19 protein-coding genes and 1 pseudogene are annotated in these 19,357 nt (G+C 55.2%); 11 read left to right on the forward strand and 9 right to left on the reverse strand.

The window, feature by feature from the left end; all coding sequences use genetic code 11:
- Window positions 1-164 precede the first annotated feature (164 nt).
- Complete coding sequence (locus D9980_RS26750; protein WP_162304305.1) at window positions 165-1,121, forward strand: polysaccharide deacetylase family protein; 957 nt, start codon at window positions 165-167, stop codon at window positions 1,119-1,121.
- A 1-nt stretch (window position 1,122) separates the two neighbouring features.
- A complete protein-coding gene (locus D9980_RS20565; RefSeq protein WP_121608308.1) occupies window positions 1,123-2,217 on the forward strand; it encodes a glycosyltransferase family 9 protein in 1,095 nt (364 codons plus the stop codon).
- Window positions 2,218-2,299: 82 nt separating this feature from the next.
- Here D9980_RS20565 and D9980_RS20570 read toward each other — a convergent pair whose 3' ends face one another.
- The 6 genes and pseudogenes from D9980_RS20570 to rfaD form a co-directional block, all read right to left on the reverse strand.
- Window positions 2,300-3,283, reverse strand: a complete 984-nt coding sequence (locus D9980_RS20570) for a glycosyltransferase (RefSeq protein WP_121608309.1) — start codon at window positions 3,281-3,283, stop codon at window positions 2,300-2,302.
- Window positions 3,280-4,512, reverse strand: a complete 1,233-nt coding sequence (locus D9980_RS20575; protein WP_121608310.1) for an O-antigen ligase — start codon at window positions 4,510-4,512, stop codon at window positions 3,280-3,282. Before D9980_RS20575 ends, D9980_RS20570 begins: the two co-directional genes overlap by 4 nt.
- 28 nt (window positions 4,513-4,540) lie before the next feature.
- On the reverse strand, window positions 4,541-5,704 hold the full coding sequence (locus tag D9980_RS20580) for a glycosyltransferase (RefSeq protein ID WP_121608311.1): 1,164 nt from the start codon (window positions 5,702-5,704) through the stop codon (window positions 4,541-4,543).
- Window positions 5,701-6,665: pseudogene (gene rfaC / locus D9980_RS20585) on the reverse strand (lipopolysaccharide heptosyltransferase RfaC). The gene D9980_RS20580 and the pseudogene rfaC overlap by 4 nt, the downstream one beginning before the upstream one ends.
- A gap of 2 nt (window positions 6,666-6,667) precedes the next feature.
- Entirely contained in the window at window positions 6,668-7,714 is a 1,047-nt protein-coding gene (gene rfaF, locus D9980_RS20590; protein ID WP_024482909.1) for an ADP-heptose--LPS heptosyltransferase RfaF, read from the reverse strand.
- Between the two features lie 24 nt (window positions 7,715-7,738).
- Window positions 7,739-8,671 carry an ADP-glyceromanno-heptose 6-epimerase gene (gene rfaD / locus D9980_RS20595; RefSeq protein WP_121608312.1) on the reverse strand — a complete coding sequence of 311 codons (933 nt, stop codon included), beginning with the start codon at window positions 8,669-8,671 and terminating at the stop codon, window positions 7,739-7,741.
- 240 nt (window positions 8,672-8,911) lie between these two features.
- Between rfaD and kbl the strand changes: the two genes are divergently transcribed.
- Both kbl and tdh read left to right on the forward strand, forming a co-directional pair.
- Complete coding sequence (gene kbl / locus D9980_RS20600; RefSeq protein WP_121608313.1) at window positions 8,912-10,108, forward strand: glycine C-acetyltransferase; 1,197 nt, start codon at window positions 8,912-8,914, stop codon at window positions 10,106-10,108.
- A gap of 9 nt (window positions 10,109-10,117) precedes the next feature.
- A complete protein-coding gene (tdh, locus tag D9980_RS20605; RefSeq protein ID WP_021181859.1) occupies window positions 10,118-11,143 on the forward strand; it encodes an L-threonine 3-dehydrogenase in 1,026 nt (341 codons plus the stop codon).
- An 87-nt stretch (window positions 11,144-11,230) separates the two neighbouring features.
- Here the strand turns inward: tdh and D9980_RS20610 are convergent, their stop codons facing one another.
- The 3 genes from D9980_RS20610 to gpmM are packed head-to-tail and all read right to left on the reverse strand — an operon-like array spanning window position 11,231 to window position 15,072.
- On the reverse strand, window positions 11,231-12,181 hold the full coding sequence (locus D9980_RS20610; protein WP_024482905.1) for a divergent polysaccharide deacetylase family protein: 951 nt from the start codon (window positions 12,179-12,181) through the stop codon (window positions 11,231-11,233).
- A 2-nt stretch (window positions 12,182-12,183) separates the two neighbouring features.
- On the reverse strand, window positions 12,184-13,518 hold the full coding sequence (gene envC / locus D9980_RS20615) for a murein hydrolase activator EnvC (RefSeq protein ID WP_121608314.1): 1,335 nt from the start codon (window positions 13,516-13,518) through the stop codon (window positions 12,184-12,186).
- A 9-nt stretch (window positions 13,519-13,527) separates the two neighbouring features.
- Window positions 13,528-15,072: a 2,3-bisphosphoglycerate-independent phosphoglycerate mutase gene (gpmM, locus tag D9980_RS20620; protein WP_024482904.1), complete on the reverse strand. Its 1,545-nt coding sequence runs from the start codon at window positions 15,070-15,072 to the stop codon at window positions 13,528-13,530.
- 303 nt (window positions 15,073-15,375) lie between these two features.
- Between gpmM and D9980_RS20625 the strand changes: the two genes are divergently transcribed.
- From D9980_RS20625 to D9980_RS20655, 7 genes are all read left to right on the forward strand, one after another.
- Entirely contained in the window at window positions 15,376-15,810 is a 435-nt protein-coding gene (locus tag D9980_RS20625; RefSeq protein ID WP_024482903.1) for a rhodanese-like domain-containing protein, read from the forward strand.
- Between the two features lie 26 nt (window positions 15,811-15,836).
- Entirely contained in the window at window positions 15,837-16,085 is a 249-nt protein-coding gene (grxC, locus tag D9980_RS20630) for a glutaredoxin 3 (RefSeq protein ID WP_024482902.1), read from the forward strand.
- 83 nt (window positions 16,086-16,168) lie between these two features.
- On the forward strand, window positions 16,169-16,639 hold the full coding sequence (secB, locus tag D9980_RS20635; RefSeq protein WP_021181865.1) for a protein-export chaperone SecB: 471 nt from the start codon (window positions 16,169-16,171) through the stop codon (window positions 16,637-16,639).
- Window positions 16,639-17,658: an NAD(P)H-dependent glycerol-3-phosphate dehydrogenase gene (gpsA, locus tag D9980_RS20640; protein WP_121608315.1), complete on the forward strand. Its 1,020-nt coding sequence runs from the start codon at window positions 16,639-16,641 to the stop codon at window positions 17,656-17,658. Before secB ends, gpsA begins: the two co-directional genes overlap by 1 nt.
- Window positions 17,659-17,756: 98 nt before the next feature.
- Entirely contained in the window at window positions 17,757-18,578 is an 822-nt protein-coding gene (gene cysE / locus D9980_RS20645; protein WP_121608316.1) for a serine O-acetyltransferase, read from the forward strand.
- A 184-nt stretch (window positions 18,579-18,762) separates the two neighbouring features.
- Entirely contained in the window at window positions 18,763-19,086 is a 324-nt protein-coding gene (locus D9980_RS20650; protein WP_024482899.1) for a type II toxin-antitoxin system RelE/ParE family toxin, read from the forward strand.
- Window positions 19,073-19,354, forward strand: coding sequence for a helix-turn-helix transcriptional regulator (locus tag D9980_RS20655; protein WP_024482898.1), 282 nt, complete (start codon window positions 19,073-19,075; stop codon window positions 19,352-19,354). Before D9980_RS20650 ends, D9980_RS20655 begins: the two co-directional genes overlap by 14 nt.
- Window positions 19,355-19,357 lie beyond the last annotated feature (3 nt).

Below are 19,357 nucleotides of genomic sequence, written 5' to 3' on the forward strand. Positions count from 1 at the left end.
ATGTGGCTACTGTTGCTCGGTTTTCTTGCCTGTGCAGAAAAAAATAGTGGCATAGGGTGACAATTACGGCTCAATGTTGTCCAAACGAGGCGATAAAGTCGTTTGCCCTGAGGAATGGGGCTGCGTAACATAATGTAAATCTGTGACTATCAGGTTCCCAATGTATGACTAAACCGGCGTTTCTTATCACGATTGATACCGAAGGCGATAATCTGTGGCAAAACCACGACCGCATTTCGACCGAGAACACGCGTTTTTTGCCGCGCTTTCAGGCGCTGTGTGAAAAATATGCCTGCAAGCCGGTTTATCTGACCAACTATGAAATGGCGGTGGATACACAGTACGTTGAATTTGCCCGCGACGTGATAGCACGCGGCACCGGCGAAGTGGGAATGCACCTGCACGCCTGGAACAGCCCACCGCTGACGCCGCTCACCGATGATGACTGGCGACATAAACCCTATCTGATCGAATACCCGGCCGACCAAATTCGCGCCAAGGTCGATCATATGACCAAGCTGCTGGAAGATACCTTCCAGACCAAGATGCTCAGCCACCGTGCCGGGCGCTGGGCGTTTAATGAGTTTTATGCCTCATTGCTGCTGGAATATGGCTATCAGGTCGATTGTTCCGTCACTCCGCGCGTTAACTGGCAATATTCGCCCGGCAATCCGCAGGGCAACGGCGGGACCGACTATCGCCATTTCCCCTCGCAGGCCTATTTTATCGATCCGGCCAATATCGCCCAACCCGGTAATTCCACGCTGTTGGAAGTGCCAATGAGCATTCAGTATAAACATTCGGCGCTGATGAATGCGGTGAAGCGGGGCTATGACCGCCTGCGGGGTAAAAAGCGTTCTCCGTCGGTGCATTGGCTGCGTCCCTCCGGTAACAATCTGGACAAGATGAAGCTGGTGGTCGAACGCTCTCTGGCACAGGGGCACGATTACGTCGAATTTATGCTGCACTCCTCCGAGTTTATGCCGGGAGGCAGCCCGACGTTCAAAACCGAGCAGGATATTGACGCGTTATATCGCGATTTGGAGCAGCTGTTTGCCTGGTTGCAACAGCGCACGGTTGGCATGACCTTGGCTGAATACTATCAACTGAAAGTGAATTAACATGTCAAAAAAATGGAAAATCAAGGCCGCTGACTGGTTCTTGCGGCGCTATACGGCAAAGCATGGCCGTTTCCAGCCGCCAGCGACTTTCGACAGCCGTCTCCAGTTCGAGAATATCGTGATTTATTCCACGACGGCGCTGGGGGATTTCATGTTCAATACCCCGGTGTTAAGAGCGATGCGCGAACGCTACCCGGCGGCGCATATCACGCTGGTGGTACATGAAAAGAATAGGGAACTGGTAGAAAACGGCCGCTATTACGATCGCGTCGTTTACTGGAATAGCAAAATAAAGACCCTGGGGCCGCTGTTGAAATCGTTGCGTGAGCATCAGCCTGATTTGGCGCTGATCATGCATTCACACCTGCCCTATGACATTATCAGCGCCATTATGGCCGGGGCTAAATATGTCATCCGGGATAACTACAGTTCGGGGATCTGTGGGCTGGAGCCTTGGCTGACCAACTACGTATTCCATTATTACGGCCACTTTATCCGCCGTAAGCTGGAGCTGGTTTCTATTCTGGGCTGCCGCAGCGACGATCCGACCATGGAAATCCCGGCCCCTTATACGCCAGGCATTAAAAACCCTGATTTCTGCACCATTGGTTTCCAGCTAGGCGCTTCAACAGAATCACGCTGCTGGCCGGTGGGGCACTTTGCCAAACTGGCGGATATGCTGGTTGCTCGCTATGACAACATGCGCTTCGTGCTGATCGGCGCGCCGATGGAAGAAGGAAAAGCCCAGCAGTTCCAGCGGCTGATCAATGCCAATACCCAGGCCTGCGTTGATAACCAGATCGGCAAGACCGGGCTGCAAGGAGCGCTGACGCTGATCAGCAGCCTCGATGTGCTGGTCACCGGCGATACCGGGCCGCTCCATCTGGCAGTGGCCCTGAAAACCAAGACCATCAGCCTGTTTGTCACCGCCGATCCGCGCTCAACCGGGCCGATCCAGGATCACCAACTGCACCGTATCATTCATCAGTCACGCACGGGCTACACCATGCCATTGGAAGCGGAAGGCCCGGTGGGGGTTATACAACCGCAGCGGGTTTTTGATGAAATCGTGGCTCACGTGCCGCTGAAACCTTGAGGATGAACGTATTGGTCTTGAGACAGCTGACAAACCCACCGGACTTCCAACGTAGGGGCGCTGCATGCTGCGCCCAGTGTGTTTAGCGTTTTTTCAGCCACCAACGAAGTTTAGATAAGCAGGTATCCACGCGCGCGAAACGCATCTGGCGGACTTTCTTGTGCGGAACGTCGCTGTTGCTACACAGGGCTGCCGTTTGGCGCAGGATCGCCAGGGTTTCCGGCGGGTAGTGATAATAGCCGTAGACCGCTTTCGACATGGCCTTTAACTCCGAGAAAGCGTTGGCGAGCATCAGAGCAGCCAGCTGCCGCAGCGGTTCATCACCGCGATGAGCGTCCACGAAGCGCAGCATCTTCTGCATGGCAAACAGCATATCTTCACTATCTTTCGCCCGGATGTTGCGGGTGATCCCCCGGTCATTATCCCGATATAAGTAGAGCGAGTGGTCGAGATGAGCGATGTGGCGGGTTTTGAAATATTGGAACGGCGTGAAGATCACGTCTTCATAGCGGCGGCCGTTTTCGAACGTTTCCCCAGCCAGCAGCGTACGCCGGTAAATCCGGCTCCAGACGTGCCACATTGAGTGGGCGAACAGCGGCTTCAGACTGGCCAGGCCGTGCTGTTCGAAATCGTAGATGCGGTAGCGTACCTCGCTATTGGCGGGCACTGCTGGCGGGCTGCCAGAGAATTTCTGATAGTTGAAATCAATCAGGTCATCTTTGCCCGTGAGTAACAGCGGGCGCAGGATCGCCAGATAGTCGCTGCTCAGCAGGTCGTCGCCGTCCAGGAACGCGACGTAGCGTCCGCTGACGTGTTGCAAACCGACGTTACGAGCGTGGGCAACGCCGCGGTTTGCCTGAGTAATGAATTTGCTATGCGGATGTTGTCTGGCAGCCAGGAACTGGTTCACCAAGGCCGCTGATGCATCGCTTGAGCCGTCATCGATAATCACCACTTCAATATCATCGTCGATCTGATCGTATAACGAGCTCAGGCTGGCGATGACAAAGTCTTCATTGTTGTAAATCGGCACAATAAAGCTGAGCAGCAGCGGTGACGAACTCATACTGACGGTTCCTGACGCTTTTTCACCGACAGCACGCTGGCGATAATGGCCAGGCAGAAGACTGCCGTGCCTTCAGTACTGAAGAAAATAACGTCGCTAAGCCCGTAGACAAACAGGCTGAAGGTCACCCCCAGCAACAGCGCATTGCGATACGGCTTAAATGAGGAGATGAATAGGCCGATGTAGAGCGCCAATAACAACAAGCTTCCCCAGAGGCCTTTGAGCGAATAGGTTTCCAGCAGCTCGTTATGCAGATGCACGTTGATGTAAGGCGTTACCCCGTACAACCGCGGCTCCTGCGCAATGATGGCGCGGATCTCTTCCCCACGCTGTTCGGCAGATTGCCCCAATGGTGCAAGCGAGCCAGTGCGTATGGCGATGACCTGCATCGTCAAGCGGGAAATAATCGAGTTATCCACTTCGGGCTGGTCGATCATTTGCAGATTGGTTTTGAAATCGGCAACGCGCTGTTCGATCTGTGACTTAAAGGCGAAGCCGCAGGCCAATAGCAATAAAGGCACCAAGGCGACCAGCTGGATCTTATGTTTGCGGGTCACCAGATCTTTGGTTGCCAACAGGGACAGGCAGATGGCAACGGGGTACACCAGTATGGCCGCCCGCGTTCCGGTGAGGATCAGGGTGGAGAAGGTGAGCAAGAAGCCAACCACGTACAGCGGGATGCGATACTTGGTCCGCAGCATCAGTATCGCCTTCATCATGACCAGGCTGATGGCGGTCATCAGGTAGGCAACGACGGTGGCCCGGTCGAAGTTAAGCTCCACGCGCGAGATATCTAACTGCAGGCCCTGATAAAGCGCATAACCATTGACGGCCAAGCCGCAAGCCAACGCTACGACAATAAAGGCGCGCTGCATGCAAAGACGCTCGTTCAGTGCGATCAGTAAAATAAACGCAGTGGCAATCTGCAGCTTACCGGTCGACATATACGAGCGGTAAATATTGATGTATTCGCCGGGCTGCTTGAAATGGTTCATCCAGAAAATCGTTCCCATACCCACGCAGAAGAACAGCAGCGGCAGGATCAGGTTTCTTTTGTTTATCAGGAAGTACCTTAAGTGCAGGCAAACGGCAATAAAGGAGATATAGCTGGAGACATAAAACAGGTTACGCCCCGTGTCGAAGCCGAAAGGGATGGTACAAAAGGCAATGGCGCATCCCAGATAGATCAGGTAGCTAAAAATAGGATGCGGGGCTGTTTCTTTAAACATGGAGTAAGGTTTCCGGCTCACATTACGGTTAGGCAATAAAGGATTGCAGCGTGTCGTCGAATTCTGTTTTGAACAGAGCATAGCTGAAATGTTGAGCGGGGTAGTGCCGGGCATTCTGGCTCATCTGGTGATAGGTTTCCGCCACCAGCAGTTTTTCTACCGCATCAGCACAATCGATATGCGACAACAGCTTCGGCGTGACCAGGCTGTCGGAGAGGGGATCGTAAACCTCGTGCGGGAAATCGACCTTGATGCCGGTTAACCGCTGGTGCTCTTCAATGGACACCGTCGGCGTCAAGCCAATGCCGCAGTAGCTGTCCTTCACTGCTTCCGGCTGGCCGTCGACCATCGGGAAGATCACCGGTACGCCAAAATAGAGCGACTCCATGCAGGATAAGCCGAAGGGTTCGGTGATCGGCGTGCTCATATAGATTTGTGTACGGTTGAAAAAATCCGCCACGTTATCCTGAAAGCCGCTGAAGACCACGTGCTCACCAAGCTGTAGCTTGGCTGCCAAGGCTTCAAACGCTGCCCGATCCGGGCCTTTGCCCGCAATTTCCAGATAAACGTCGTGCCCACGGCGTAGCAGCTCCTGCATCATCAGCAAAGAAACGCTGATGCCTTTCAGGCTCACCAGGCGTGAGGCGGTTCCAATCCTGATCGGCTGTGCCAATGATTTCGGTGCCTCGCCGATCCCCGCAGGCGTTTTGATGCGGTTGATCACCACCGGGTTCGGGCAAGGCAGATTAAAACGCAGCTCCATTACCCGTTTTGAGGCATGGGAGGCAGAAATCACGCCGTCCAGCATGCCGAAGAAGCGCAAGGTCTTGTGATTTTTGGCGTAGCGCCATGAGCAGCCATGATCGTAATAAACCAGTTTGCCACGCTTGGGCTTGGCCGCCAGCCCTGGGATCAGATCCCACACGATAATGACGTCGGCGTTTGCTCGCTCGATTTTTCTTTGCAGCAGGTATTTGCGCAGAAACTGTGGGCAACGCAGAGGGAGCGAATTGAACAGCCGGTTGGCAAAGGTGACCTGTTGGTTCGGCATCTGTTGGCGGATCTCTTCGCCAACTTCGCTGCTGACGCAAATCACCTGGTTACTGCCGTCGTGGGTATCATTGATATACTGCAGGAACAGGCGCTCAACCCCGCCCATCTTGCCTAAATTGATAATATGCAGCTTTTTCATTCAATAACCTTTTGCAGTTCTGTCCAAACGGCGTCGGCGGTGAGGGTGGCCATGCTTTTTTCCGGCGAAATCAGTGAGTGCTGATTCTGCCCGTAACCCCCAATCAGCCCCGGATCGGTCGGGCCGAACAGGGTGATATTCGGGCGATCGAGCGCAGCGGTCAGGTGGCTTAACCCGGTATCGACCGACACCACGGCTTTGGCTCCAGCCAGCACTTCTGCGACCTGTTGCAGGCTGAGCTTGGGCAACACCTCAACATGTTCAAACCCTTCTGCCAGCCGTAAAGCGCGTTGGCGTTCGTGCTCAGCCCCCAAGGTAGCTTGATCTTTAGGCCGCTCGGAGCGATCAGCGCGAGCAATTCGCGCCAGTTTGCCTCCGGCCAGTGTTTCTCATCCCGCGTAGTGGCGTGCAGGAACACCAGATATTGCCCGGCATCGGCGGGTGGTTGGCTCAGAAAACGAGCGGCAATGGCGTAATCACCCGTGCTCTGCGGCTTTGCATACCCCAGGCTCTTGGCGAACAGCTCGCGAATGCGTTCCACTGCATGCTGCTGCTTGTCGATCTCATGGCGATGATTATAGAACCAGCTGGCAAAAGGCTCACGGACGCTTTTGCAGTCCAGGCCGTGTTTGCTGCCGTGCGCGATGCGTGTCACCAACGCTGCACTCTTGATCAGGCCCTGGGCGTCGATCACGAGGTCATAGTTGCGCTCCTGTACCTGGCGCTTGAAATCGCAACGCTGTTGGCGCGTTTCACTACCAAACCAGTTTTTACGCCAGCGGCGAATGGCTACCGGGATCACGCGATCCACCGCCGGATGCCAAGTGGGGATCTGGCTGAACCCCTCTTCCACCACCCAATCGAAGCGGATACCGGGGATGGCATGCATCGCATCGGTCAAGGCCGGCAGCGTATGGAGCACATCCCCCATCGAAGAGGTCTTTACTATCAGCACCTGCATGATTATTCCTCGCTGGCGGCTAGTAACGGCGTCAGCGCGTCTAACACCTGCTGTGGCTGGATGTCGATCAGGCTCTGGTGATAACCCTGGTCGGCATCGCCTTTGCGTACCTTGTGATAACCACTGATCAGGCGGATCACCTTGGCCTGATGGGACAGCGGTGGGGTGAAGTCCGGGCTGCTTGGGCCGTACAAGGCTATCAGAGGTTTATTCAACGCTGCTGCAACGTGCATCAGGCCGGAATCGTTACTGACCACGGCCCGGCAGGAGGCCAACAGGATCACTGCCTGTTCGAGCTGGGTTTCCCCGGCCAGGTTGAAGCAGAAATCGCGAGATTTTTCCGCCAAGGCGGCACGGATCTGCTCACCGGCCTCGTGGTCTTTGGCCGAACCAAACAGGGCGATTTGATAGCCTGCATCGATCAGCATCTGCGCTAGCGTGGCGTAGTGGTAATGCGGCCAGCGCTTGGCCGGGCCGAATTCGGCGCCTGGGCAAAAACCGATAATGGGCCGGTGATCGGTGAGATTAAACGCCGAAGTGGTTTCGGCAATCTCTTCGTCACTGACCTGCAACTGCGGCCAGAGTATCGGCTGCGGCAGATCTTCGGCGCGCTGTATCCGCTGCTTGTCATAAGCCAGCGCGACATAGCGCTGCACCATCAGTGGAAATGCCGCTTTATCCAGCACGCGGAGATCGTTGAGCAGGCCGTAGCGCATCTCGCCGCGCCAGCCGGTACGCTGCGGCACGTTGGCAAAGAAGGGCACCAGGGCAGACTTGAATGAGTTGGGCAGCACATAGGCACGGTCATAACCATTAGCGCGTAGCGCATGGCCAAGACGGCGGCGTTCGCCCAATGCCAGGGCACCGTGGCCCAGCGGCATTGCCAACGCCTGGTTGACTTCGGGCATCCGCGCCAGCAGAGGACGGCACCAGGCAGGTGCCATCACATCGATTTCTGCCGACGGGTACTCGGCCTTCAGGGTGCGGTAGAGACTTTGCGACATCATCATATCGCCAACCCACGAAGGGCCAATGACCAGTATTTTCATACCGTGAGTAACTTCCTTCAGCGCTTAAGCGGGACGATTCAACCAGGCCATGTATTCTTTCACGCCTTCGGCCACGGTTTTGAACGGTGCGTCATAACCGGCAGCGCGCAGCTTGGTTTGATCGGCCTGTGTGTAAGCCTGGTAGCGGCCTTTCAGCTTTTCCGGGAACTCAATGTATTCCACGGCACCGGACTGATGGTATTCCACCACCGCATCGGCCACCGCCTGGAAGGTTTCCGCACGGCCGGTACCGCAGTTGAAGATGCCGGATACGCCGTTCTTCCAGAACCACAGGTTGACTGCCGCCACGTCGCCGACGTAGATGAAGTCACGCTTGAAGTTTTCGCTGCCGGCGAACAGTTTTGGATTTTCGCCGCGGTTGATCTGGTTGTTCAGGTGGAACGCTACGCTGGCCATGCTGCCTTTATGGCCTTCACGCGGGCCGTAAACGTTGAAGTAACGGAAGCCACACACCTGCGAATCCGCTTCTGGCAGGATCTCGCGCACGTATTGGTCGAACAGGAATTTGGAGTAGCCGTAAACGTTCAGCGGCTGCTCAAACTGACGCTCTTCGATAAAGTTATCGGTGCGGCCGCCGTAGGTGGCAGCAGAAGAGGCATACAGGAACGGGATCTGACGATCCAGGCAGTAATGCAGGATGTCTTTGGAATACTGATAGTTGTTATCCATCATGTATTTGCCATCCCACTCGGTGGTGGAGGAGCAGGCACCTTCATGGAAAATGGCGTCAATTTCGCCCAAATCGTCACCGGCCATGATGCTGGCGATAAAGTCTTCTTTATCGACATAGTCAGCGATATCAAGGTCGACCAGGTTAACGAATTTGGTGCCATCTTTCAGGTTATCCACCACCAGGATATCGCGATATCCGTTTTCATTCAGTGCCTTGATGATGTTGCTGCCAATCATGCCAGCGCCGCCAGTGACGATAATCATTGGGTTTACCCCTGTGTTCTTCCCGGTGGTGCACAATGCTCCACCCTATATGTTGCCTATAATAGCATTTCATGCCATTGGGAACATCGGTACGGCTCTTAATATCCCGTGCCGTTACACGATGTGCCGGTTTGCCGTGATATCTGCTGCAATTTTCAGATTCTCTGTGGCGGAATGTCGTCAGTTTAGTAACAAAGCAGTAAAATATGCCGAAAATGCCCCTATCCTGGAGATGACCGAATGTCTGCGTCTTTTTACCAGCAGCTGGAACAGCAGCTTGCTACCACTCGCGCCGAAGGGCTGTTTAAACAAGAGCGCATTATCACGTCGGCCCAACAGGCCGATATCTCGGTGGCCGATGGTCGCCAGGTGATCAACTTCTGCGCCAATAACTATCTCGGGCTGGCTAACCACCCGGCGCTGATCGTGGCGGCAAAGGCTGGGATGGACAGCCATGGCTTCGGCATGGCGTCAGTGCGTTTTATCTGTGGTACACAGGATAGCCATAAGCAGTTGGAACAAAAGTTGGCCGATTTCCTGGGAATGGAAGATGCGATCCTCTACTCCTCTTGTTTTGACGCCAACGGTGGCCTGTTTGAAACCCTGCTGGGCCCGGAAGACGCCATTATTTCCGACGCGCTGAATCATGCCTCGATCATCGACGGCGTGCGCCTGTGCAAGGCCAAGCGCTATCGCTATGCCAATAACGACATGAGTGAACTGGCCGAGCAACTGAAGCAGGCCAAGGCAGACGGTGCGCGCCACATCATGATCGCTACCGACGGGGTGTTCTCCATGGACGGTGTGATCGCCAACCTGAGGGGCGTGTGCGATCTGGCGGACCAATACGATGCGCTGGTGATGGTCGATGACTCCCACGCGGTAGGGTTTGTCGGCGCCAACGGGCGTGGGACGCACGAATACTGCGAAGTGATGGGCCGCGTCGATATTATCACCGGCACCTTGGGTAAGGCGCTGGGCGGAGCTTCCGGCGGCTATACCGCTGGCAAGAAAGAGGTTGTTGAGTGGCTGCGTCAGCGTTCACGCCCTTATCTGTTCTCCAACTCGCTGGCGCCGGCCATTGTTGCAGCCTCGATCAAGGTGTTGGAACTGCTCGAAGACGGGGACGCCCTGCGCGATCGTCTGTGGGCCAATGCCAGCCTGTTCCGCGAAAAAATGACCGCAGCGGGCTTTACGCTTGCCGGGGCCGATCACGCCATCATCCCAGTGATGTTGGGTGAAGCAAAACTGGCGCAGGATTTCGCCAACGCACTGCTTAAGGAAGGCATCTACGTTACTGGTTTCTTCTACCCGGTGGTGCCAAAAGGTCAGGCACGTATCCGCACCCAGATGTCAGCCGATCACTCACCGGAGCAGATTGAACGTGCCGTTGAGGCGTTTATCCGCATCGGTAAGACGCTTGGCGTTATTGCATAAGGTAATTCGATGAAAGCGTTAGCAAAACTGAAAGCGGAAGAAGGTATTTGGATGACCGATGTGCCTCAGCCTGAGCTGGGCCACAACGATGTCATGATTAAGATCCGCAAAACCGCTATCTGCGGTACTGATGTGCATATCTATAACTGGGACGAATGGTCGCAGAAAACCATTCCGGTACCGATGGTCGTCGGCCACGAATATGTGGGTGAAGTGGTCGCCATCGGCCAGGAAGTCAAAGGCTTCAGCATCGGCGATCGCGTTTCTGGCGAAGGGCACATCACCTGTGGCCACTGCCGTAACTGCCGTGGTGGCCGTACGCACCTGTGCCGCAACACCACCGGCGTGGGCGTAAACCGCCCAGGTTCATTTGCCGAATATCTGGTGATCCCGGCGTTCAACGCCTTCAAAATCCCGGACAATATCTCGGACGAGCTGGCCTCGATCTTCGACCCGTTTGGCAACGCCGTGCATACCGCACTCTCCTTCGACCTGGTTGGGGAAGACGTGCTGGTGTCTGGCGCAGGCCCAATCGGCATTATGGCCGCTGCGGTATGTAAACACGTTGGTGCACGCCACGTGGTGATCACCGACGTGAACGAATATCGCCTGGAGCTGGCGCGCAAGATGGGTGTGACCCGTGCGGTAAACGTCAGCAAAGAAAACCTGACGGACGTGATGGCCGAGTTGGGCATGACCGAAGGGTTTGACGTGGGCCTGGAGATGTCCGGTGCGCCACCGGCGTTCCGTTCGTTGCTCAATGCCATGAACCACGGCGGCCGTATTGCGATGCTGGGGATCCCACCTTCGGATATGTCGATTGACTGGACCCAGGTGATCTTCAAGGGGCTGTTTATCAAAGGGATCTACGGCCGCGAAATGTTCGAAACCTGGTACAAGATGGCTGCATTGATCCAATCCGGTCTGGATCTGACGCCGATCATCACCCACCGTTTCTCGATTGACGAGTTCCAGCAGGGCTTTGACGCCATGCGTTCCGGGCAGTCTGGGAAAGTGGTACTGAGCTGGGATTGATGTGATTGGCTAAGCGGGCGCTGCATGCGGCGCCCCTTGGCTACTTGGTCATTAATGAAAGGCGGAGCGTAAGCCCCGCCTTTTATCTTATGGTTTGGTCGACTCTGAACCCATCCAGTGCTGCCAATGGCGTTTGATCACCACCACGACCGGCGATTGCGCCACGCTTTCTGCAATGATGCCCAGCGCATGGCTGGCATTCACGCCTTCCTGCGGTAATTTAACTTTGCACTGCTTGATGCCACCGGTGAACGGATTTTTCGGCTGCGGTTTGTGTGGCTTGGATGGCGGCACATAGCCGCTTCCGCTCTGCTGCGGTTCATTGAGCAGTGAGCTGGGTTTCACCAGCACAATGTCTGAAGGCAGCGTAGCCAGCATCTGTTGCAGCACTTTTACCGTTGCCGGGCGCGGGTGGCCGATGGCGATGGCCGATCCGTTGCGGCGCGCCAGTTCGACGGCACGATTAAACTGGCGGCGGATATCGTCAGGGTTGGCCGTATCGTCAAGGAACACCCTGCGTTTGATCACCTTCACGCCGGTGCCCGCCGCCGCATGTGTGGCCTGGCTGTTGCCGATGGTCATGCTGTCGAGAAAATAGAGATGGTAGCTTTCCAGCGCCTGCATGACCTTTTGCATGCCCGGCAGGCTGGAGGTCATGGCGCTGCCCATATGGTTATTCATGCCCACAGCAAAAGGCACGTTATTCACCGCGTTACGGATGATACGCTGCACTTCTTCACTGCTCATGGAGGGTTGTAAGGTATCGCGCTCCAGCGGCTGTTTGCTGAGCGGAGCCATGGGCATGTGGATCAGCACTTCACGGCCTTGGCTATGGGCTTTGGTGGCCATCAGATGGGCGTGAGGCGCATTGGGCAGCACGGCAACCGAGATCGCCGTCGGCATTTGCAGTACGGCATTTTCTTCATGTGGGCGATAGCCCACGTCATCGATCACGATAGAGAGCTTGCCTGCCTGTGCTGCGCTAACGAACAGCAGAGCACTCAGCAACAGGGCAGTACGCGTTTTGCTATAGTACAAATCTATCTTCCCAACCACGGCTGTGGGTTAACGGCCTGACCCTGGCGACGGATTTCGAAATAGAGCGATGGCGTTCCCTGACCACCGCTGGTACCGACCAGGGCGATAGGCTGACCGGCACGCACCTGCGCCCCGACGCTAACCAAAGCGCTCTGGTTGTAGCCATACAGGCTCATATCGCCCTTACCGTGTTCGACCACGACCACCAGGCCATAGCCTTGCAGCCAGTCGGCCAGCAGCACGCGGCCATCGGCAATGGCTTTCACCTCGCTGCCTTCGGCTGCGGAGATCACCATGCCTTTCCAGCGTAACTCACCTTGCAGTTGCTCGCCAAAGCGATGTTCGATGCGGCCACGCACCGGCCATACGGCTTGCCCCCCAGGCTTGCCTAAACCGCCGGTTCGCGCCATCAGTGAACGCTCTCCTTCGCTCGGCTTATAGCTGGTGCCGGTTTTCTTCGCCTGCTGCTCTTTGACTTTGACCTGCTCACGCACCTTGGCCGCTTCACGCGCTTCGCGTTCGGCTCGGGCGCGGGCTTCACGTTCGGCACGGGCGATCTGATCGCGCAGACGGGTTTCGTTCTGGCGCAGTTCCACCAGCCGCTGCTGATCTTTTTCCAACGAGGCTTCTAACGCGGTCAGGGTTTTTTTACGGGCGATGCGTGCCTGTTCCAGCTTTTGCTGCTGGGTTTGTTGCTCGCCAAGCAAGGATTTCTGCTGACCCTGTTTGGCCACCAGCGAGCTCCTTTGCTCTGCCAATTGCTTACGGGTCTGCTTGAGCTGTTCAATGGACTGCTGGCGCGCTTCGTTCAGATAGCCAAAATAGGCCAGCATGCGTTCACTGCGCTGGGTTTCTTCACCGCTGAGCACTAGCTGCAAGGCGCTGTGTTGCCCTTGGCGGAAGGCGGCATCGAGCTGTTTGGCGAGGATTTCCTGCTGAGTGGACTGCTGTTTTTGTAGCTTGGCGATGGAGGTGTTCAGCCCGGAAATGTCTTTGCCCAGTATGTCGAGCGTACCTTGGGTATCACGCAGCGAACGGCTGGCTTGCGCGATGGTCTTTTCCTGGAGTTTGAGCTGATTTTGCAGCGAACTGCGCTGTTGTTGCTGCAGTTTAACCGCTTTTTCTTTTTCGGCGATGCTCTGCTGAATGTCTTTGAGCTGGGATTTGTTATCTTCCGCGGCGTTGCCGGTGAATGGCAACAGCAATGCGCCAGCGAAAAACACGCTGGCGCAGAGTGTGGTTAACTTCCGTGGCGCGGAGCGTTCAGGCAGCGGTTGGCTGCCTGAGTTTGCGCTTCGGGTTACCCTTGATAGTGCAAAATTCGCCTTCTCCCTCATGGGGAAGGATTATTCCACGATGAACAGCGGCTTACCAGTCATCTCTTGCGGGATTTCCATTCCCATCAGTGACAGCATGGTTGGAGCGATGTCGGACAGTTTGCCACCTTCCACCGCTTTGGCGGCTTTACCGATGTAGATCAACGGTACTGGCAGGCTGGTATGGGCAGTGTGCGCCTGGCCGGTAGCCGGATCGCGCATTTGCTCGGCGTTACCGTGATCGGCTGTAACCAAGAGTTGGCCGTCAACGGCTTTCACCGCTTCAACGACTTGCGCAATACAGTTATCCAGGGTTTCTACCGCTTTGACGGCTGCATCATAGACACCGGTGTGGCCAACCATGTCGCCGTTCGGGTAGTTACAGATGATGGCGTCATATTTACCGCTGTGGATGGCTGCCAGCAGCTTTTCGGTCAGCTCGGCGGAGCTCATCTCTGGCTGTAAATCGTAAGTGGCCACTTTTGGCGAGTTGATCAGAATACGGTCTTCACCTTTGAACGGTTCTTCGACGCCGCCGTTATAGAAGAAGGTGACGTGGGCGTATTTTTCGGTTTCCGAAATGCGCAGCTGGGTTTTGTCGTGCTTCATCAGCCACTCACCGAAGGTGTTGGCCAGCGAGGCTGGTGGATAGGCACAGGCGGTTTTGATGTCGGCGGCGTATTCGGTCAGCATGACAAAATCACCAAACTTGACCACTTTGCTACGTGGGAAGCCGTCGAAATCGGCATTGACGAAGGCGCGGGTGATCTGGCGCGCACGGTCGGCACGGAAGTTCATGAAGATTAACGCGTCGCCGTCGTTCATTTCGGCGCTGGCTTCGCCCGCTGCCTGGATCACGGTCGGTTTAACGAACTCGTCGTTTTCGCCACGGGCATAGGCAGCCTGCAGCGCGGCCACGGCGTTGTCGGCGGTGAATTCGCCTTTGGCCTGGGTCATCAGATCGTAGGCCAGCTGTACGCGGTCCCAACGATTATCACGATCCATCGCGTAGTAACGGCCGATCACCGTGGCGATACGCCCGGCACCCAGCGTGGCAAATTCGTCACTGAAACGTTTCAGTGAATTTTCAGCACTGCGCGGTGGAGTGTCGCGTCCATCCAGGAAGGCGTGCAGGTAAACCGCTTTGGCTCCACGCTGTGCGGCCAGTTTGATCATCGCCAGGATATGTTCTTCATGGCTGTGAACGCCACCAGGGGACATCAGGCCCATGATGTGTACCGCTTTGCCTGCCTTCACGGCCTTGTCGACGGCGCTGGTCAGCGTTGCGTTGGTGAAGAAGTCACCGTCTTTGATCTCTTTATCCAGACGGGTCAGGTCTTGATACACGATGCGGCCGGCGCCGAGGTTCACGTGACCGACTTCCGAGTTACCCATCTGGCCATCAGGCAGGCCGACATCCAGACCGGAAGCGGCAATCAGGGTATGTGGCTGTTGTTGCCACAGACGGTCCATGACCGGCGTTTTGGCGTTCAGGATCGCGTTGTCCTGTTGCTCTTCCCGGTGGCCGTAACCGTCCAGGATCACCAGTACCATGGGCTTTTTCTTGCTCGACATTGCAGTAACCTCTTTATGATCGTTTTAAGTTGTGAATAGCCATCAGCCCATTGGCGCTGGAATGATGGCTATTCACCCTCTGGAACCTGATGATACTACAATGTGGCCGACTAAAAAGAGCCCAAAGAGATCAAAGATGCGGTGAACAGCCTCGACTTTCTCAACGTCATGACGGTAATTTTCCAGTGTACTCCGCAGTTTCTGCATTCCCGTTTGCTTATTGGCTGTATTTGACGCATTCGGCAGGTATACTCTGAAACCTTGACTTATTTTTCCCTTAACTGACGGGAGTTGTTACACCCCATGCTGCAAGAAATTATGCAATTTGTTAGCCGGCACCCCATACTTAGTCTGGCCTGGGTCGGTCTGCTGGCTGCCGTGATCGTCATGACCTTCAAGAGCCGTTTCTCCAAGGTTAAAGAGATCGCCCGCGGTGAAGCTACTCGCTTGATTAATAAAGAAGATGCGGTAGTGGTAGATACCCGTACCCGTGATGATTTCCGCAGAGGCCATATCGCCAACGCGATCAACCTGACGGCGAGCGAGATCAAAACCGGCAGCTTCGGCGAACTGGACAAACACAAGGCTCAGCCGGTCATCGTGGTCTGTGCCAATGGCACCGCCTCACGCGAACCCGCAGAAAACCTGAGCAAAGCCGGGTTTGAACAGGTCTATACCCTGAAAGACGGCATTGCCGGCTGGAGTGGGGAAAACCTGCCGTTGGCGCGTGGCAAGTAAATTTTAGTGTGATTGAAGGGGTTTCCATGGCTAACATTGAGATCTACACCAAGGCAACCTGCCCGTTCTGTCATCGCGCCAAGGCGCTGCTGAACAGCAAGGGAGCTGCGTTTAGCGAGATTGCCATCGATGGTGATAACGTCAAGCGCGAAGCAATGATTGCGCGCAGTGGGCGAACCACCGTGCCTCAGATTTTCATCGATGGCCAACATATTGGCGGCTGTGATGATTTACATGCACTTGATGCTCGCGGTGGGCTGGATCCGCTGCTGTAAACCAGCGGCGGTCCCACTGCCAAGATGTGGGTATTGCAACCACTGAGTGTCTATAAGGATATTTAACCAAGGGTATTACACACATGTCAGAACAAAACAGCACAGAGATGGCTTTCCAGATCCAACGCATTTACACCAAGGATATCTCATTCGAAGCGCCAAACGCTCCGCAGGTATTCCAGCAAGAATGGCAGCCAGAAGTTAAGCTCGATCTGGATACGGCTTCCAGCCACCTGGCAGACGACGTCTACGAAGTGGTACTGCGCGTTACCGTTACCGCCTCTCTGGGTGAAGAAACCGCATTCCTGTGTGAAGTTCAGCAGGCAGGTATCTTCTCCATCTCCGGTATCGAAGGCACGCAACTGGCACATTGCCTGGGTGCATACTGCCCGAACATTCTGTTCCCGTATGCGCGTGAGTGCATCACCAGCCTGGTTTCTCGCGGTACCTTCCCGCAGTTGAACCTGGCACCGGTAAACTTTGACGCACTGTTCATGAGCTATTTGCAGCAGCAGGCGGAAGGCGAAAGCGCTGAACCTCATCAGGATGCCTGATGAATACCGTCAATGCTTCAATGACTGTAATCGGTGCCGGCTCGTACGGCACCGCTTTAGCCATTACGCTGGCGCGTAACGGCCACCCGGTAGTGCTGTGGGGGCATAACCCCGAGCAGATCCAGATTATGCAGCGCGATCGCTGCAATCAGGCATTCCTTCCCGGCGTCCCTTTCCCCGATACCCTGTTGCTCGAAACCGATCTTGCTAGTGCATTAGCGGCCAGCCGTGATGTGCTGGTGGTGGTGCCTAGCCACGTGTTTGGTGACGTATTGCGTCAGCTGAAACCTCATCTGCGCCCGGATGCCCGCATCGTATGGGCGACCAAAGGTCTGGAAGCGGAAACGGGGCGGCTGTTGCAAGACGTGGCTCGTGAAGCTCTGGGGGATACCATCCCACTGGCGGTCGTTTCTGGGCCAACGTTTGCCAAAGAGCTGGCGGCCGGATTGCCAACGGCGATCGCCCTCGCCGCCACCGACGAGCAGTTTGCCGAAGATTTACAGCAGCTGCTGCACTGTGGCAAAAGCTTCCGCGTCTACAGCAACCCGGATTTCATCGGGGTACAGCTGGGTGGGGCGGTGAAAAACGTGATTGCCATCGGTGCCGGTATGTCTGACGGTATTGGTTTTGGTGCCAACGCGCGTACCGCATTGATCACTCGTGGCCTGGCGGAAATGAGCCGTCTCGGCTCGGCATTGGGTGCCGATCCTTCCACCTTTATGGGCATGGCTGGGTTGGGCGATCTGGTGTTGACCTGTACGGATAATCAATCGCGTAACCGTCGTTTCGGTATTATGCTGGGGCAAGGCAAGGGCGTGCAGGAAGCGCAGGATAGCATCGGCCAGGTGGTTGAAGGCTATCGCAATACCAAAGAGGTATTGGCGCTGGCGCAGCGCTTTGGCGTGGAAATGCCGATCACCGAACAGATCTATCAGGTGCTGTACTGTGATAAAAATGCCCGCGAGGCAGCGTTGACTCTGCTTGGGCGCACCAAGAAAGACGAAAAGCACAGTGCTTGACCTTGGCTGCGGTGCAGCAATGTATCGCGCCGCGACAATTTGATTAGGTTACCCTGCCGGGATCAGGCGGGGTAGTCTGTTTTGGCAGAGAGGAAGCGATGTCGTCAGAAGAGTTAGAACAGGTCTGGAGCAGCATTAAATCAGAGGCGAGAGCACTGGCAGATTGTGAACCGATGCTGGCTAGCTTTTTCCACGCGACCTTGCTCAAGCATGAAAATCTGGGCAGTGCGCTCAGCTATATTCTGGCGAACAAACTGGCCAATCCGATCATGCCGGCGATTGCCGTGCGTGAGGTGGTGGAAGATGCCTATCGTTCCGATGCTCAAATGATCGTCTCAGCGGCCCGCGATATTCTGGCGGTGCGGCTGCGCGACCCCGCAGTAGATAAATATTCAACGCCGCTGCTTTACCTGAAAGGTTTCCATGCCTTGCAGGCGTACCGCATCGGCCATTGGTTGTGGATGCAGGGCCGCCAGGCATTGGCGATCTACCTGCAAAATCAAATCTCGGTCGCCTTTGGGGTGGATATTCACCCGGCGGCCACCATCGGCTGCGGCATCATGCTCGACCACGCCACCGGCATTGTGATCGGTGAAACCGCCGTGGTAGAGAATAACGTCTCTATCCTGCAGTCGGTAACCCTGGGTGGGACAGGTAAAACCAGCGGCGATCGCCACCCTAAAATTCGCGAAGGCGTGATGATTGGCGCGGGGGCTAAAATCCTCGGTAATATCGAAGTGGGGAAAGGGGCCAAGATCGGTGCCGGTTCCGTGGTGCTACAGCCCGTGCCACCACATACCACCGCCGCAGGCGTGCCCGCACGTATTGTTGGCCGCCCAGAAAGCGATACGCCATCGATGGATATGAACCAGTACTTCAACGGTTCCAATCACGGGTTTGAGTATGGCGACGGTATCTGAATAGCTTTTCAGTCGTTATTGCTAATTATCTCTAATACCCACTAAACCCCTTGTGAACCGGCATGTGGAAACAAAATCACATACCGGTTTATCCCTGTGTGCCCCCTGAAGAAAGACATGAAAATTGCACTACAATGCAAGTTGCATTATAGTGCAATAGTGGCAAAGACACAGGGATGGAAAGATGTTTACAGTAATCTATCACTACGAAGCGGAAAAGGAATTGAAGGCGTTGCCCCCGACCGTTGCGGCAAAACTGTCCCGGATTATCAGCAAGCTTGAAAGTGATCCCCGACAACTGAGAGAACCAGATACAAAGCCCCTAGGTAATGGACTCTATGAGATCCGTTCCATGGGCAAAGATATCGCACGTGGCATGTGGGTTTATCAGAAGGGTGAGAGGATCTTTATGCTTAGAATTTTTATTAAAAAGACGCCAAAAACACCAAGAAATGAGATAGATCTGGCCATGCAGCGACTGGAGGAAATGATCAATGACAAAGTATAAAACACATTCGCAAGTTCAGGCCGAGATGATGGAAAACAGCGAGTTTAAGGCTGCGATTGAGGATGAAATGCGCAAAGAGCGTTTGCAGGCAACCTTGGCAGAGTGGCGAAATATCGCAGGACTTACTAGTGCACAAGTCGCAAAGGCAATGGGTGTGAATGCTTCAACAGTCAGCAGAATGGAAAACAACGTAACGAAATCGAGCGTTGAAACCATTGCTCGCTATGCAAAAGCTTGCGGTATTGATCATGTGACGATTTCCTTCTGATTA

Origin of the sequence: Serratia sp. 3ACOL1 (genome assembly GCF_003668775.1) — a bacterium.
Taxonomy (GTDB): domain Bacteria; phylum Pseudomonadota; class Gammaproteobacteria; order Enterobacterales; family Enterobacteriaceae; genus Chania; species Chania fonticola.